Here is a 15,558-nt window from a genome sequence, read left to right as displayed (position 1 = left end):
ACTCCTTGTCCTGCGGTGGTCCCGGCGCTGCGGACGTGCTCCGCGGGGAGAGCGGCGCAGGCCCATGACCTGGCTCTTCCCGGGGGCGGTGTGCTCCGGTGACCATCACCATACAGGCGACATGGTCAACTGACAATGTCGTTAGTTCCAGTTGAATGATTTAGTCACCCAACTTGAGCAACTGTTAAAGTCGGTGCTCGAAGCACTCGGATGCCGCCCTGGCACCGAAATGCCTCATGCCCGCAGCCGCTCCACGGCGCGGCCGACCCGTTCCGCCGTTCGTCCCGCGTCCGTGTCCGCGACGAGACGTCCGAGAAACCCCTTACCGCTCTTGGGAGTTCGCCATGGCAGTCCTGCTCCATCGGCTGGGCCGCAGTGCCTACCGCCATCGCAAGCTGGTGCTCGGTATCTGGCTCGTGGTCCTGGCCGCGCTCATTACGTGCGCCGGCGTCTTCGGCGGCAAGCTCGACGACCGCTTCACCGTGCCGGGCACCGAGTCCCAGCGCGCGCTGGACACGCTCGGCGAGACGCTGCCCGAAGCCTCCGGAGCGGGCGCCCAGATCGTCTTCACCGCACCCGAGGGCCACCGCATCACCGAGGCCCCGTACACCGCGGCCATCGCCGGAACCGAGGCGGCGGTCGCGAAGGCGCCCCAGGTCGAAGCCGTCATAGGCCCAGGCCTGTCAGGGGCCGTCTCGGCCGACCGGAGCACGGCGATCGTGCAGGTGCAGTACTCGGTGCAGCGGGCCGAGGTACACCCTTCGTCCCTGGACGTGATCGAACGGGCGGCCGAGGCGGCCGAGAAGAGCGGGCTCAGGACCTCGGTGGGCGGCAGCGCCTACGGCAGCAACGGCGTGCACATAGGCCCGTCCGAGATCATCGGTGTCGCCGTCGCCGTGCTCGTCCTCGTCGTCACCTTCGGCTCCCTGCTCGCCGCGGGCATGTCGCTGCTGCCCGCCCTGCTCGGCGTGGCCGTGGGACTTGCCGGGCTGCTCGCCCTCACCCCGGCGGTCAGCATCTCCTCCACCGCCGTCACGCTCGCGCTGATGCTGGGACTGGCCGTGGGCATCGACTACATCCTGTTCATCCTGACCCGCCACCGCCAGCAGCTCGCCCGCGGAACCGACCCGCAGGAGTCCATCGCGCTGGCCAACGGCACGGCCGGCAGCGCGGTCGTCTTCGCCGGCGGCACCGTGATCATCGCCCTGGCCGCACTCAGCGTCATCGGCATCCCGTTCCTGACCGTGATGGGTCTCGGTGCCGCCGGAGCCGTCCTCGTCGCGGTCCTGGCCGCGATCACCCTGCTCCCGGCCCTCGCCGGATTCGCCGGCACCCGGTTGACCCCGAAGCCCGGCAGCAAGGAGGCCCGGCGGGCCACCGATCCCGACGGATCCGCCGGCCGGGCGACCCTGGGCGCCCGCTGGGTGAGGACCGTCGTCGCCAAGCCCCTGCTCACCGTCCTGGCCGTCGCCGGCATCCTCGTCGCACTGGCGCTCCCCGCGGCGGACCTGCGCCTTGCCCTGCCGGACAACGGCTCGGCCCCGGCCGCCTCCTCCGAACGCACGGCGTACGACACGGTCGACGACAAGTTCGGCCCCGGCTTCAACGGCCCGCTCCTGGTGCTGACCGAGACCGACAAGGGGCCGGGCGCGCACGCGGGTTCCCAGGCAGCGCGGAAGCTGCGGGACCTCAAGGGGGTCAAGGCGGTCCTGCCCCCCGTACCCACACACGAGCCCGCGCAGACCGTCATCCAGGTCATACCCGAGACCGGTCCCGACAGCGCCCGCACCGACCGGCTCGTCCGCGACATCCGTGCCGCCGCCCCGGACATCCGCGAGACAACCGGAGCGACGGTCGCGGTCACCGGCACCACCGCCGTCAACATCGATGTCTCGACCCGCCTCAGCGACTCCCTGCTGCCGTTCATGGCGATCGTCGTCGGCCTGAGCCTGATCCTGCTGACCATGGTGTTCCGCTCGCTGGTCGTCCCGCTCAAGGCCGCCGTCGGATTCCTGCTGTCGGTGGCGGCCTCGCTCGGCCTGGTCGTCGCCGTGTTCCAGTGGGGCTGGCTGGCGGACACCCTCGGCCTCGCCCACACCGGACCCGTCGTCAGCTTCCTGCCGATCATCCTGATCGGCGTGCTCTTCGGACTCGCCATGGACTACGAGGTGTTCCTCGTCTCCGGGATGCGGGAGGAGTGGGTCCACACCGGCGTCGCCCGCGGGTCGGTGATCGACGGCGCGCGGCACAGCGTCCGGGTCGTCACCGCGGCCGCCCTGATCATGGTCACCGTCTTCGCCGGGTTCTTCCCGCTCGACGACGCCCTGATCAAGCCCATCGCCTTCGCGCTCGCCGTCGGCGTCGCCATCGACGCCTTCGCCGTCCGCCTGACCCTCGTCCCGGCTGTCCTCGCCCTCGCCGGACGGCACGCCTGGTGGCTCCCCGCCTGGCTCGACCGCGTCCTGCCCGACCTCGACGTAGAAGGCACACGCCTCCAGAAGGCCCCGCAGGTGCAGCACAAGCAGCCCGAGCGAGTCCCCTGACCCGGCTGCGCGCCCGGCGCATCAGCCGCCGCGCGCCGAGGCCCTGGCCCGGAGGAAGCACCCCCTCCGGGCCAGGGCCTCGGCGCAAGATGTTCTGGGCCGACGTCCGCCTGTGTGCACGGTCGTGTTCTTCCAAGTACGGCCCGCCGTCGTACGACACCTGCGCCGCAGACGACTTGGCTGAACCCTTCTTGGCAGCCGGGCCCTACGGCGTCCCCGCCCCCGTAGCCGGGCAGGACGTCGCCCTGCAGCAGGTCCGCCGCGCTTCGGCGAGTGGTGGGCTTGTTCGCAGGAGCAGCGCCACAAAGTGCTCCGACCACATCAGAGGCTCGACCGGCTCCGGCCTACATCCAGCGAGCCGTCTACCACCATGCACGTCCGACACCGTCCGCCTGGTTCGGGAACGCCGTCTTCTGCCGAGGCTCCGGATCTCGGTGGAACAGCCCGAGGTCGGCATCTGCAGAGCCCAGCTACCCTCTTCACTCGATCCGCCGAGGGCAAGAAACTCCGATGAATCGAGTAGCTCAGCCCGGCGCTCGAACGCGCCTGTAAGCGGCAATCTATGCGTTCGTCTGCCAATTTCCGTCGAGACCCTAGACAGATGACCGACTGGTGTCCGCTAATACGTCCTATGTTAGTCGCTGAACACACGCCGTATTCAAGGCCGGTCATGGCCGCGTGTGCTGTCCTGTGAACTGCCAGGAGAAGACCTTGTCAGAGCCGATCTCCTGCCGAAGGGGCCGCTCGTCGGCATGGTGGTCCTCCACGGCGGGCTTCGCCGTTGCGCCCGGGTCCCTGTATCGAACGGAAGACCTGCTGCCCAGCGCCTAACGCCTGTGCCGGGGCCGAACTCAGGGGGTCAATTCACCTGGCGGGCCAGCCTGCACGTAGTTCCGTGATGACGCCGGTTGCGTCGACTCCCCAGCACGCTGTCACCGCCATCCATGCCATTCGATCCACAGGAGCGGGCCATGTCCTCATCGAGAATGACTCGCCGTACGTTTCTCGGCGCGGCGGGTGCGGCGAGCGCCGCGACCGCTCTGCCGCTCGTCCCCGGTTTCTCCGGCCTTCTGTCGCAGGCGTCCGCCGCGGACACCCGACCAACCTGAGCAGGATGGTCGACATGCGGTTCAGCATGTTCAACCAATTCAGCCTGGGCACCTTCACCAACCAGGAGTGGGCTGCCCCGAACCAGAGCCCCACCCTCTTCGCTCCCCCGAGTGTCAACTGCGGACAGTGGGCCGACGCGGCGGCTGCCGCGAAGATGAGTTACGGCATCCTGACCACCAAGCACCACGACGGCTTCGCCCTGTGGCCGAGCGCCTGCGGCACCCAGAACGTCGCGAACAGCTCCTACAAGCACGACGTGGTGAAGGCGTACTGCGACGCCTTCCGGGCGAAAGGGCTGAAGGTCGGGTTCTACTACTCGTTATGGGACCGCACCTTCGGCGTCGAGGCGTGGGAGAGCCGGCACAGGGTGACCGGCCTGGAGATCACCGATGCCATCCAGCCCGCCGACATGACCTTCATCCTCGGCCAGATCCGCGAGCTGCTCACCAACTACGGCACCATCGGCATGTTCATGACCGACGGTTACGCATGGCAGATGGGGCAGCAGGCCGTCTCCTACCAGCGGATCCGTTCACTGGTGAAGGAGCTTCAGCCCGACTGCGTCATGATCGACATCGGCGGACTGTCGGAGCCCTTCCTCAGCGACGCGATCTTCTTCGAGGAGCCGCTGGGCGTCACGGCGCCCGCAGGCAACACCTACGCCGGAATGCAGGGACAGACCATCAGCGGCGGCTGGTTCTGGCACCCGACCACGCCGACCGAGAGCCTGATGAGCAAGGACGCGATCCTCTCGCACCTGGCCGACCTGGAACCGAAGTACACCTCGTTCATCCTCAACCGCCCGCCCAACCGCAACGGCCTGCTGGACACCAACATCGTCAACCGACTCGCCGAGGTCGGCGCGGCATGGAGCCCCGACACCTCCCGGCCGCCGCTGCCCACCCAGCCCCTGCGAGCCGAACACCCCGTCACACCGGTCAACGCGAACGCCACCGCCTTCCGCACCGGCGAGGGCCCGCTGAACGCCATCGACGGACTCAGCGACGTCCGCTACGAGACCCGCTGGTCGACCTGGGGACTGCCCTCGCCCCTGCCCCACTCGATCACGATCGACCTGGGCGGGTTGTGGAGCAACGTCTCCACCCTGGAGTACCTGCCCAAGCAGTGGAGTCGCAACGACACCACCGACGGCACGAACTTCACCCAGGTCGCCACCGGCACGTGGGCCGGCAACCGCGCCATCAAGGTGGCCGAATGGCCCGCCCGGAACGTAGGCTTCGTGCGGATCCAGGTCAACGCGGCCACCGGCGGCTACGCCAACATCGGCGGCGTCAGGATCGGCGGCCGGACGGCCGAGCCGGCCCTGGTGTCCACCACGCTGCCCGGCGACGGCACCGTCTACCGGCTCGTCGCCCGGCACAGCGGCAAGGCCGCCGACGTGCAGAGCGGGGGCACCGCCAACGGCGCCAACGTCCTGCAGTGGCCATGGCTCAACAGTCCGGCCAGCCCCCCAGAGGACACCGACCGGAGCCACTACTCAAGGATTAGGACCCCTTGGCCACGCACGCCCCCCGCGGCTCGGCCCGGTCACTCGGCGTTGATCAGCGTCCACGGTGTGGGCCGGCCGAGCGCCTGGCGTGGCTTGCTCTGCGCCCAGTGCCGTACCGATGCCGCCATCACCCCACCCGGGTCGGCCACCCGACGGGTGGGCGGGAACGGCTCGCTCATGCTGGTGTAGCTCTGGAACATCGCCAGCAGCTTCACGGCCTGTTGCTGGACCGGGGAGAGCCACTGCTCGGCCAGCGGCAGGAAGAAGCGGTTCCAGCTCTCGGTGGACACCGTCGGAGGCTTGGCGATCGGTTCGACGCCGTGTTCGGCCCGGAACGCGTTGAGGGTGTCGCAGGTGATGTCGACGAGGGCGTCCAGGCGCAGGCTGTCCTGGCCCGCGGCGATCACCTCGGTGCGAGGTGCGGACGGTGCCGGCCCCAGAGCCGCTGCGGCGATCGCCTCGGCGACCTCGTCGACGGGACTGATCTCGGCGTAGCCGTCCGGGTCGCCGACAACGACGGCGGCGAGGCCGGAGACGAGCGCGGGGAAGAGGCTGTAAGGCCCGGAGAAGCGGGCGATGCGCCCGTCCTCGCGGCGTCCCATGACCAGTGGTGGACGGACGATGGTCACCGGTCCGCGGTGCTCGGTCGTCACGATGTCCTCGCATACGGCCTTCGACCACTCGTAGCCGTTGCGGTAGCCCTCGAACTCGGCGCCCCGGAGATCCTCCGGGGCACGCACGCCACCGACGTAGGCGGTGGACACATGCACCACATGGGTGTCGGGACCGGCCAGTGCAAGCACCTCGCGCAGCGTGCGGATGTTGGCGTCGGTGGCCTCGTCACGGGTCATGGTCCAACGAGTGGAGGCCGCTGTGTGCACGATGACGTCCCACGGCCGGGCGGTCAGGGCATCGGGCGCCGGCTCGGCGCCGATGTCCCAGCGCACGGGCGAGTTCCCGGTGGGGCGGCGTGCGGTGGGGACGATCTGGGGGCCGCTGCGGTCGGCGGTCCCGGCGGCGAGAAGCGAGGCGACCTCGGCGCCGACGACACCGGTGGCACCAGTGAGAAGGATGCGCATGGCAGGAGTTCCTCAGAAGTTCACGTGGCGGGCAGCAGGACCAGGCAGACGTTCTGTCCGCCGAAACCGAAGGAGTTGGACAGCACGGGGGCACGGTCCACGCTGCGTGGAGCGCCGAAGACCACGTCGATCCGGTCGGCTTCGGAGGGCTCCGTGAGGTTGGCGACCGGCGGCACGATTTTGCGCTCCGCGCAGACCAGGGAGATGGCGGCCTCCAGCGCCCCGGAGCCACCGATGAGATGCCCGGTGACGCCCTTGACGGCGGTCACGGGCGGCGCCTGGCCATCGAAGCACCGGTGTATGGCGGTGGCCTCCGAGCTGTCGTTCGCCGGCGTTGAGGTGCCGTGGGCGTTGATCTGGCCGATATCGGCCGGCAGCAGTCCGGCGTCGGCGATGGCGTCGGCCATGCAGGCGGCCGCGACGGTCCCCTCGGCATGCGGTGCGACGATGTGGTGGGCATCGGCGTTCGTGGCGTACCCCGCGACCTCGCCGAAGATGTGTGCCCCGCGGGCGAGCGCCGATTCGCGTCGCTCCAGTACGAGGACGGCGGCACCCTCGCCCATGACGAAGCCGTCACGCTGGGCGTCGAAGGGGCGACTCGCCTGCTCCGGAGCATCGTTGCGGGTGGACAGCGCCTGCATCCGGGAGAAGCCGGTGAGCATGAAAGCCGTCACCGCCGCATCGAAGCCGCCGCCGACGGCGACGTCCAGCTCCCCGTACTGGATCCGGCGGGCGGCCTCCCCGATGGCTGTGGCGCCGCTGGCACAGGCCGTGTTGTACGTGACGCACGAACCACGGAAGCCGTAGCGCATCGCCACCCGGGCGGCGGCCGAGTTGGCCATGGTCCGGGGCACGGCGTGCACGGGCATGCGCCTGGGGTCCCCGTAGTGCTCACGCACGCTCGACTCCATGGTGGGTAGCCCCCCGATACCGGTGCCGAGATGGACGCCCACCCGTGCCGACGGCAGGCCGGACAGTGCGGCCTGTTCGACGGCGTCAACGGCGGCGCACAGCGCCAGTTCGGTGGGGCGGTCGATCTGGCGGCGCTCCCGGCGGGTGACGTAGGGCTCGGGGTCGAACTCGGGCACACGGCAGGCGAAGTGCACCGGAGAGCTGCCTTCGGCCAGCTCGTCGTGGAGCGCGGCGGTGGAGCGTGCTGCCAGGACAGTGCTCATGACCTCATCCAGGGTGAGGCCTGCCGGGGTCTTCACACCGATCCCGGTGACGACGACGCGCGGGCGTTCGGACGGCCATCGGCCGGCCGTTGAGTGGTGCTGTTGCGGAGTCATTCCCGCCCCGTCTTCCGCTGCGCGAGGAGTTCGACGGCCTGGCCGACGGTGTCGGCCCCCATCAGGTCCTCGGCCGATATCGGAACGTTCAGTACGCGTTCGAGCTGGGCTCCGATCGCCATCAGCTCCAGGCTGTCGATGCCGTACTCCGTTCGCAGGTCGGTGCTGTCCACGATGGCGTCGGGCGTGGTCCCGAGGACCTCCGCGATGGTCTCGCGGACCACGGCGGACAGGTCGGCAGAGGACGTGTCAGAAGAGGACGGTACGCCGACAGAGTCAGCGGTCCTGGTGCCCGCGGGGCCGTTGTGCGTCAACTCGGTTCCTTTGATACTGGTATGAGTGAGAGGAGGTGATGGTTCATCTCCGGAGGGTGAGTTTCCGGAGTCGTGCGGTGGAGCGGCAGCGCTCGCGGGACCTGCGGTCAGTCGTGGACCGCCGTGCCGGCCGCCGTCAGCGCGGTGTCGAGGATGTCCATGGCCTCGTCCAACTCCGCATCGGTGGTGACGAGCGGCGGGAGGAGACGCACAGTGGTCGGGCGGCCCAGGCACGGGGAGACCAGCAGCCCGTTGTTGGCCAGCGAGATTACGGTCTCGCCCGCCGCCGCGGGTGTGGTGAAGTCGATGCCCCACAGCAGTCCCCGGCCGTGGTATCCGCTCATCACGCGGGGATGACGCTGCCGGAGGTCACGCAGACCGTCGACGAGCGCGTCCGACAACTTCCTGCCATGTTCGGCGAGTTCCTCGACGGCGTCCAGCGCGGCGGGGAGAGCGGCACAGCTCAGCGGGTGCCCTCCGAAGGTCGCCGAATGAAGGAACGGGTCCATTTCCAGCGGCCGGTACAGCTCCTGGGTGCACGCGACGGCGGACAGCGGCATCACGCCGCCACCGAGCGGCTTGCCGACGAGCACGGCGTCGACGGGCAGGTGGTCGGCAAGGGCCACTGAGCGCTCCCCGCACCGCCGCAACCCGCACTGGATCTCGTCGGCGATCGCGAAGGCACCGTGGGCGCGGGCGTCCTCGCACCATTGCCGCAGGACGTCCGTCGGCAGCGGAACCGCGCCGTTCTCGCCCTGCACGGGCTCAAAGACGACGGCCGCGACGGGGCCTGCCGACACCTGTTCGCGGACGGCATGCGGGTCGTGGGGGTCTAGATGGACGACATCCACCACACAGCCCCGCAGTCCCGCCCGGAACATCGGACTGTGCGTGAGGGAGAGCGCCCCGAGCGTCTTGCCGTGGTAACCGCCGGTCACCGCCAGCACCCGCTCCCGCCCGGTGGCGAGCCGCGCGAGCTTCACCGCCACCTCGACGGCGTCGGCCCCGTTGAGGCCGAAGTAGACCTTGGGCAGTCCGCCCCCGAGGTAGTCGGCGAGCCGCGCCGCCGCCTCGGCCGCCACGGGATTGGCCAGACTGCGGGTCGACGTCGGCATGACGCCGAGCTGTCGGCCGACGGCTTCCACCACACGGGGATGACGGTGGCCGAGCAGGGTGACGGCGTAGGAGCCGAAGTCGAGCACGGAACGGCCGTCGGAGAGGGTGACACGGGCGCCCAGCGCACTGGACTCCACGGCACCCTGCCCCGCGAGCTTGCCGGTCAGGGCGAGTTGCGGAGACTGGTGACGGCGGAGTGTGTCGAACACCCGGCTGGCGGCGTGGGCGCTGGTCATGGAGCTGGTTCCCAACGGGAACTCCTGTAGAAAGGGGCGGCCGGACCGGGCCGCGTTTGACGGGGGACGAACAGCCGGGTACATGGTCTTTTCGGGACGGCATCGGTGAGGGGACGGAGGCGGCGAGCACCGGCTCAGCCGTCGACAGCGGCGGTGAGCCGCCGCTCCAGCGCCTGGAGCATCTGCCGGGCGTTGTCCCGCAGCGCGGCGGCGGCGACCGGGTTGAGCATCTCCGCGAGGAGGGGGATACCGATCTCGAACTCCACCGTCAGCGACACGAGGCTGCCGCCGCCGTCGGAGGGGCGAACCGCCCAGTGCCCCACGAAGTGGGCGAGGTCGCCGCTGACCTGGTGGAAGTCGAAACGCCGGGACGCGTGGTCGAGCTGCTCCGCTTCCACCCACTCCAGAACGGAGCCCTTCAGACGGACGGACCACGCCGTCGTCCTGCGGTCCTCACCGGAGCCTTCGAGGACCACCACGGACTGGACGCTGTCCATGCAGGCGGGGTAGCTCTCGACATCGACGACAGCCTTCCAGCTGTCCTCGGGCGGGGCAGCGATGGTGATCTCGACCTGGACAAGGGGCATGGCGGTCTCTTTCTCGTAGGGGGTGGCAGGGGGCGGCCGTCGGCAGGCACGTCGCGGTCAGGACTTCGGGGCCAGCGCCTGTTCGCGTGCGGTTTCCAGCGCCCGTGGCAACAGCAGACGCAGCACGGCGCGGGGCAGCCAGCGGGTGTGGGTCATCGCGTAGTTCTGCTCGACCAGTTCGCAGCCGAGTTCCCGTTTCGGCTCGTAGGCGGTCTGCGCGAAGCGGATGTGGCGGCAGCCGCGGGTGATCGCCAGCTCGATCGCTGCGTAGTGGAGGTTGTGGTAGAGCCGCGCCCGGTGGGCCAGCCGGTAGTCCAGACCGATCCGGGCCCCGACCGCGCCGCGGCCACGGAACAGGCAGTGCAGATAGCCGACAAGACGGTCTCCCTCGAAACAAGCGACCAGCCGCTGATCGGCGTCCGGGCTGTTGGCCAGGCGCCGGACGAATGTTTCGTCGAGCACGTCGAGCGTCTGGTCGGCGCGGTCCATCACCTGCCGGTACAGCCCCATCATGTCGGGGACGAGGTCGCCGAACTCCTGAAGCACCTCGATCCGCAGTCCCTCCTGTGCCCGGAACTTGCGTATCTTGTTGCGGGCGTTGCGGCGGGGCTTGGCCGGCAGCGAGACGAGGTACTCCTCGAAGTCGCGGTGACCTAGCAGGAGTTCGGTGTCGGGCAGACCGGCGACGATGAAGAACCTTTCGCCGTCCAGCGCCGGGCGCAGCGCGTCCAGGTCACGGGGGGCGAAGTCCTTGAAGACGACGGTGCCCAGGCGGTGCCGCCGGGCGAACTGCAGTACTTCCCGCACCAGCAGCTCGGCCGCCTGCGGCGCAAGCGGGTCCTCGCCCGGGATGTGCCCTTGCCCGAGGAAGTTGCCGCAGAAGAGCATCGGCACCCGCAGCAGCCGGGGGAACAGCCGGGCCACTGGGGCGAGCAGGCGCCGCTCGCCGGGACCCACGACCCGCTCCAGCCGCAGACCGTGAACCGCGCTGAGGGGCAGCACCGCGACCGGCCGATCGTCTCCCCGTACGAGAAGGTAGGCGTACACGTCCGGACCGATGGCCGCCCCTTCCATGGCCGTGAAGACCTCCCGGCCCCACATGGGATCGTGGGCCGGCGCCAGTGCGTCCCACAACTCCCGCGGCAGGTCGTCGACGGTGGTCAGACACTCCACCGTGTACCGCGGCGCCGTCTGGACCATCTGTCCGCCCGGAGCGGAGCGCCGCGGGTCGCCGTCCCCGTGTGGGCCCTCAACCGACATGCAGCGGCTCTCCGTCCAGGGTCGCGCACAGCGACTGCGCCATCCGGCCCCGGGACGGCGGGTGGAAGCCCAGCCCCGCGGCCGCCGACGCCAGGTACGTCCCCTCGTCCGAGGTGATGAACGACATCCCGCCGAGCGCCTCCAGCGCGGTTCGCGTGGTGCGCGCGATGGCGTCCTGCGCTGCATAGCGCGCCATGAGCGCGTCCACGAGCAGCGATTCGTCCCATGCCTGCGACTCCCGCATGGCGCGGGCCACGGCCTCGACCCCGAGCATCGCCGCGTTGACGTCTGTCACCAGTTCCGCTCGCACCAAGGCGGCGGAACGTCCGTGCCGCAGCACCCGTTCCACCAGGGCGCTCGCCGTACCCAGGTAGCCGGCGGTCATCAGCAGCTCGAACCAGAGGAATCCCGCGATGTGAAGCGAGTCCAGTACGGCGTCGGCTCCGACATCGGTGAGCACGACCAACTGCGGGTCCAGCACGACGTCCTCGAGGACCACTTCCTCGCTTTCGGCACCGGCCAGCACCGTGCTGCGCCAGAACGGGCGTACGGACACGCCCTTGGTTTGGGCCGGGACGATGGCCACCGCCAGTCGTTCGACGCCGCTGTCGTCCGCCATCACCACCGAAGCGGTCAGCAGATCCATGGAGCGGGCCAGGCTGCACGGCTTCTTGCTGCCGTTCAGCACCACGTCGCCACCGCGCCGCTCGGCGCGGATGGCGGGCCGCAGGATCGACTGACCGGTCTGGCCCTCCGCGAATCCCGAGGCCAGCAGCATCCGCTTGCCGACGATCGCCTCCAGCAGCATCCATTCGAAGCCCGCCCCGTGCTTGGCGGTCTCCACGAGGCTCGCCACGGAGAAGTGATGCATCGTGGTGGCCACGGCCAGGGACGGGCAACGTGCCCCCACGGCCCTCTGCAGCCGCACAGCCTGGAGCGGGTCCGCCCCGATGCCGGTGTTCTGCGCCGGCACCAGCAGGGCCGGACCACCGGCCTCCCGGAACGCCGCGATGGCGGGGCCGCCGGGCCGCTCCAACTCCGCCAGCGAGTGGCGGGCGAGCGCTGCGTCCAGACCGGGGAGCAGTGCTTCGAGCACCTCGCGCTCGGTGCCGAGAAAATTCATGACGACGTCACTCCTTCGCTCTCGTGGCGGGTGATGGTGGTGGCCCGGTCCGGGGACGTCACAGAGCCGTGGGCCGTCAGGGGGAGGTTCTCGTACACCCGGAGGCTGAGGGACTCGCGCCGCACCGGGACGCCCGACACGGCGAGCTCGGGGAAGCGGGCGAAGAGGCGGCGCACGGCCACCGTGCCCTCCAGACGTGCCAGGGCGGCGCCCAGGCAGTAGTGGGGACCGGCGCCGAAGCTGAGCACCTTGGTTCCGGAGCGCCGCACGTCGAAGCGGTGCGGGTCGGGGAACTGGGCGGGGTCCCGGTTGGCCGCGGTGAGGACTGTGGTGACGTTGGCACCAACCGGGATGGTCACGCCTGCGATCTCGGTCCGCTCGGTGGCGATCCGCTCGGTCATCAGGACGGGCGAGTCCCAGCGCAGCGCTTCCTCGACCGCCTGAGCCGCGAGCTCGGGGTCGCCCGTCACGAGGTCCCGCTGGTCCGGGTGTGTCAGCAGTGCGTGGGTGACCAGTCCGAGCGTGGCCGTGGCCGTCTCGAAACCGGTGACGAAGACAAGGAGCAGTGTGTCGACCAACTCCCGCCGGGTCAGACGCTCCTGTCCCTCCTGGGCCTCCAGCAGCACCGTCGCGAGATCCTCGCGCGGCTCACGCCGGCGGCGCTGGAGCAGTTCCTCGAAGTACGCACGCAGTTCGGTCACCGCCGCGTCGGCCCGTGCCCAATCCTCCGGGCTGCGCACCGGCTCGAGCAGCCGGCTGGCGTCACTGCCCAGCCTGCGGAACCGGGGGCGGTCCGCCGCCGGGACACCGATCAACTCCCCCGCCACCGCGACGGGCAGGGGGTAACCGACCAGTTCCTGGAAGTTGACCGCACGGCCGTGCGCGGAGGCGTCGGCCAAGGCGTCGAGATAGCCGTCGGTCAGGTCCTCGACGGCGGATTGCAGTGCTGCCACGCGGCGAGGGGTGAACCCGGCATTGACCAGTCGGCGAAGCCGGCTGTGGTCGGGATGGTTGGCGCGGAGCATCGAAGCGTAGAAGAAGTTGGCCGCGGGATGGTCGCGCCAGTCCGGGAGATACTCCTCGCACCAACTCAGATCGGGGGTGCGGAAGGCCGTGTCGGTCAGCACGGCCTGGCAATGCGCGTACGTGGTCAGGAAATAGGTGTCGAGGTCTTTGTCGTAGTAGACCGGGGCGGTCTCGCGGAGTGCTTCAAGCGCCGGGAACGGGTTCTCCCGCCCCTCCGGCGTGAAGATGGAGAGAAGCAGAGTTTGCGGGTCCAAGGGAATCCTCGGTAGATCGACTCTTTGGGAATGACGTGAAGTGCGGCTGAAGGCAGCCCGATTCAGCTGCTACGGATTCAGACAGCCGAAGCAGGTATGGTGAAGGCGTGGTGAGGGGTAGATGCTGGAGGTGAAACCGGCCGGCGTATTCCGCGGAGTTGGACAGCGCACAGTAGATCTGCTCGACCCCGAACACCCTATTTGACTCGTCGATTGACGCTACGAGCGAACTGACGACCGGTCGAGCTCGCAGAGCCGACGTAGTCTTCGAGATCAAACAGCCGCCGTCCGACTGAGTGCAGGTCATGCTGGATCAGCGCCGCAGGACCGTCATAGCCTGCGCCGCCTGCCATGGCTGCATCCACGAGACGCAGATGGCCAGATCATTCACCGGTGGGCGCGCGGTGGTTCACGGGGTGAGGACGAGGCGGATCGGGTTGCCGGTCTTCTTCTCCAGCCGGGCGACGGCGCCGGCCGCCTCCGCCAGGGGGATGTGATCGGTGATGGAAGGCGCCAGGTCGAGCCTGCCGGTGGCGGCCAGGCGGATGAGCTGGGTCACGTGTTCTGGTCCGGAGCCGTAGTGACCTCGGATCTGGTTGCCGCGGTAGCTGAACCCTGTGCTGTCGGTGACGGTGAGCGGTTCCGGGGTGAGGCCAGCCAGGACGAGGACACCGCCGGCGCCCAGGACCGCGGCAGCCTGCTCGCGGACCGCGGGGAAACCTGCGAAGTCGAAGGCGACGTCGAGACCGTGGCCGCCGGTGGCCAGGTTCACGGCTTCGGTGAATCCCGGGTCGGCGGGGTCGAGTGCGATGTCGGCGCCGAAGGCGAGGGCCCGTTCACGGGCCTCGGGCAGCGGGTCGACGGCGATGACGGGCGCGGCGCCGGCCAGGCGGGCAATCCGGATGCCGTGGGCGCCCAGGCCGCCGGCGCCCCAGACGCCGACGGACTGCGCCGGCCGGACCATCCCGGACTCGGTGATCGCGGCATAGGGGGTGGAGACCGCGTCGGGGATGATGGCGGCCTGGTCGAAGGGCAGGTGGTCGGAGAGGGGGGCGAGGGTGTCCTCGCGGGCGACGGCGTACTCGGCCCAGCCGCCGTCGTAGTCGACGCCGCGGGTGAGCGGCCGTGGACAGGGGGAGCGGCTCATGCAGTCGGTGCATGCTCCGCACGCCTGGCCGGGCCTGCAGGGCGACGCGCATGCCGGGGGCCCAGTCCCCCAACAGGCCGCGGCCCAGGGTGTGGATGACGCCCGCGACCTCGTGGCCGAGGGTGACCGCGCCCGAACCGGTGACCGCCTCGACGGGAAAGGCAGGGGTGAGGCCGCCGTCGATCAGGTGGACGTCGGACAGGCACACTCCGGCGGCCCTGACCTCGATCAGCACCTCTCCGGGACCGGGGACGGGAACGGGGACCTCTTCGACCGCGAAGGTGCGGGTGTCCAGGTGGAGACGTCCGGCCAGCATGGTGGTGGACATGATCGGAACCTCGGTTCTCTGGGTGAGGGCGGATCTCTGCGAAGGGCGCGAGCCGGGTTCGCCGAGGACCCGGCCCGCAAGCGGCGGGCGGCCGCTGACCTTCGTCACCGTCAGCCGGTGTTCGTGTCCTCGGATCGCAGCAGGGTGTTGAGGTTGGCCATGGAGGTGCGCATTCCGGCGCGCATCGAGGACTCCTGTACGGAGTCGAGGAGCTGGCCCAGCGGGCCGAGGCCGATGCTGTACTCGACCTGGTAGAGCATCTCCGTCGCCTCCCGGCCGTCGGCGCTCTGGACCGGGCGGAACTCGAAGATGTTGGTGATGTCCTGGAGCGGGGCGAATCCGACGCCGGTGTCGACGCGGCGCTTCAGGGGCACGATCTCCTCGACGGTCCAGACCGAGTCGGTCTTGAGCGGGCCGAGGGTGCGGTTGCGCTCGGAGTAGGTCTTGCCGATGGTGGCGACGCCGTGGTGGTCGGTGACCTCGATGGCTCCGGCGACCCACTCGGCGTACCGGTCGGTGCGGGAGATGACCTCCCACACCCGCTCGACGGGGGCGTCGATGACGGCGGTCTCGGCGACGACGAAACGGTTCATGACAGGGTTCCCTTGCTATCTGCGCCCATGACTCAGAGCTGGT

At 69.8% G+C, this 15,558-nt stretch carries 10 protein-coding genes and 2 pseudogenes; 2 read left to right on the top strand and 10 right to left on the bottom strand.

The genetic code is table 11. The features are described from left to right. Positions 1 to 344: 344 nt before the first annotated feature. Together SMA5143A_RS42105 and SMA5143A_RS42100 are read left to right on the top strand one after the other, a co-directional pair. Positions 345 to 2,543: an MMPL family transporter gene (locus SMA5143A_RS42105; protein WP_107468051.1), complete on the top strand. Its 2,199-nt coding sequence runs from the start codon at positions 345 to 347 to the stop codon at positions 2,541 to 2,543. A gap of 986 nt (positions 2,544 to 3,529) precedes the next feature. Beyond that, a pseudogene (locus tag SMA5143A_RS42100) lies at positions 3,530 to 5,112 on the top strand (alpha-L-fucosidase); the annotation flags it as partial. 89 nt (positions 5,113 to 5,201) lie between these two features. Here SMA5143A_RS42100 and SMA5143A_RS42095 read toward each other — a convergent pair. From SMA5143A_RS42095 to SMA5143A_RS42050, 10 genes and pseudogenes are all read right to left on the bottom strand, one after another. Next, positions 5,202 to 6,242, bottom strand: a complete 1,041-nt coding sequence (locus SMA5143A_RS42095; protein WP_107468050.1) for an SDR family oxidoreductase — start codon at positions 6,240 to 6,242, stop codon at positions 5,202 to 5,204. Positions 6,243 to 6,262: 20 nt separating this feature from the next. Beyond that, positions 6,263 to 7,531, bottom strand: coding sequence for a beta-ketoacyl-[acyl-carrier-protein] synthase family protein (locus SMA5143A_RS42090; RefSeq protein WP_107468049.1), 1,269 nt, complete (start codon positions 7,529 to 7,531; stop codon positions 6,263 to 6,265). After that, positions 7,528 to 7,845 (bottom strand): acyl carrier protein, encoded by a 318-nt coding sequence (locus tag SMA5143A_RS43420; protein WP_181362298.1) that lies wholly within the window; start codon positions 7,843 to 7,845, stop codon positions 7,528 to 7,530. Before SMA5143A_RS43420 ends, SMA5143A_RS42090 begins: the two co-directional genes overlap by 4 nt. Before the next feature lie 107 nt (positions 7,846 to 7,952). Further along, positions 7,953 to 9,197: a class-III pyridoxal-phosphate-dependent aminotransferase gene (locus SMA5143A_RS42080; RefSeq protein WP_107468047.1), complete on the bottom strand. Its 1,245-nt coding sequence runs from the start codon at positions 9,195 to 9,197 to the stop codon at positions 7,953 to 7,955. Positions 9,198 to 9,331: 134 nt separating this feature from the next. Beyond that, positions 9,332 to 9,784 (bottom strand): type II toxin-antitoxin system RatA family toxin, encoded by a 453-nt coding sequence (locus SMA5143A_RS42075; RefSeq protein ID WP_107468046.1) that lies wholly within the window; start codon positions 9,782 to 9,784, stop codon positions 9,332 to 9,334. Positions 9,785 to 9,841: 57 nt separating this feature from the next. Continuing rightward, on the bottom strand, positions 9,842 to 11,044 hold the full coding sequence (locus SMA5143A_RS42070; protein ID WP_258194077.1) for a GNAT family N-acetyltransferase: 1,203 nt from the start codon (positions 11,042 to 11,044) through the stop codon (positions 9,842 to 9,844). After that, on the bottom strand, positions 11,034 to 12,167 hold the full coding sequence (locus tag SMA5143A_RS42065; protein WP_107468044.1) for an acyl-CoA dehydrogenase family protein: 1,134 nt from the start codon (positions 12,165 to 12,167) through the stop codon (positions 11,034 to 11,036). The genes SMA5143A_RS42070 and SMA5143A_RS42065 overlap by 11 nt, the downstream gene beginning before the upstream one ends. Continuing rightward, the gene (locus SMA5143A_RS42060) at positions 12,164 to 13,447 is read right to left on the bottom strand and encodes a cytochrome P450 (RefSeq protein ID WP_107468043.1); all 1,284 of its coding nucleotides are present in this window, start codon (positions 13,445 to 13,447) and stop codon (positions 12,164 to 12,166) included. The genes SMA5143A_RS42065 and SMA5143A_RS42060 overlap by 4 nt, the downstream gene beginning before the upstream one ends. A 409-nt stretch (positions 13,448 to 13,856) precedes the next feature. Further along, positions 13,857 to 14,922, bottom strand: a pseudogene (locus SMA5143A_RS42055) (zinc-binding dehydrogenase). Between the two features lie 110 nt (positions 14,923 to 15,032). Next, positions 15,033 to 15,515 (bottom strand): SRPBCC family protein, encoded by a 483-nt coding sequence (locus tag SMA5143A_RS42050; RefSeq protein ID WP_107468042.1) that lies wholly within the window; start codon positions 15,513 to 15,515, stop codon positions 15,033 to 15,035. Positions 15,516 to 15,558: the final 43 nt, after the last annotated feature.

The sequence above is a fragment of the Streptomyces sp. MA5143a genome, from assembly GCF_900290235.1.
Classification (GTDB): domain Bacteria; phylum Actinomycetota; class Actinomycetes; order Streptomycetales; family Streptomycetaceae; genus Streptomyces.
This window is presented reverse-complemented; position numbering and strand designations above follow the sequence as displayed.

Coding starts and splice junctions, on each gene's coding strand:
- SMA5143A_RS42105 (WP_107468051.1), top strand. CDS start 345: ATGGCAGTCCTGCTCCATCGGCTGGGCCGCAGTGCCTACCGCCATCGC.
- SMA5143A_RS42095 (WP_107468050.1), bottom strand. CDS start 6,242: ATGCGCATCCTTCTCACTGGTGCCACCGGTGTCGTCGGCGCCGAGGTC.
- SMA5143A_RS42090 (WP_107468049.1), bottom strand. CDS start 7,531: ATGACTCCGCAACAGCACCACTCAACGGCCGGCCGATGGCCGTCCGAA.
- SMA5143A_RS42080 (WP_107468047.1), bottom strand. CDS start 9,197: ATGACCAGCGCCCACGCCGCCAGCCGGGTGTTCGACACACTCCGCCGT.
- SMA5143A_RS42075 (WP_107468046.1), bottom strand. CDS start 9,784: ATGCCCCTTGTCCAGGTCGAGATCACCATCGCTGCCCCGCCCGAGGAC.
- SMA5143A_RS42070 (WP_258194077.1), bottom strand. CDS start 11,044: ATGTCGGTTGAGGGCCCACACGGGGACGGCGACCCGCGGCGCTCCGCT.
- SMA5143A_RS42065 (WP_107468044.1), bottom strand. CDS start 12,167: ATGAATTTTCTCGGCACCGAGCGCGAGGTGCTCGAAGCACTGCTCCCC.
- SMA5143A_RS42050 (WP_107468042.1), bottom strand. CDS start 15,515: ATGAACCGTTTCGTCGTCGCCGAGACCGCCGTCATCGACGCCCCCGTC.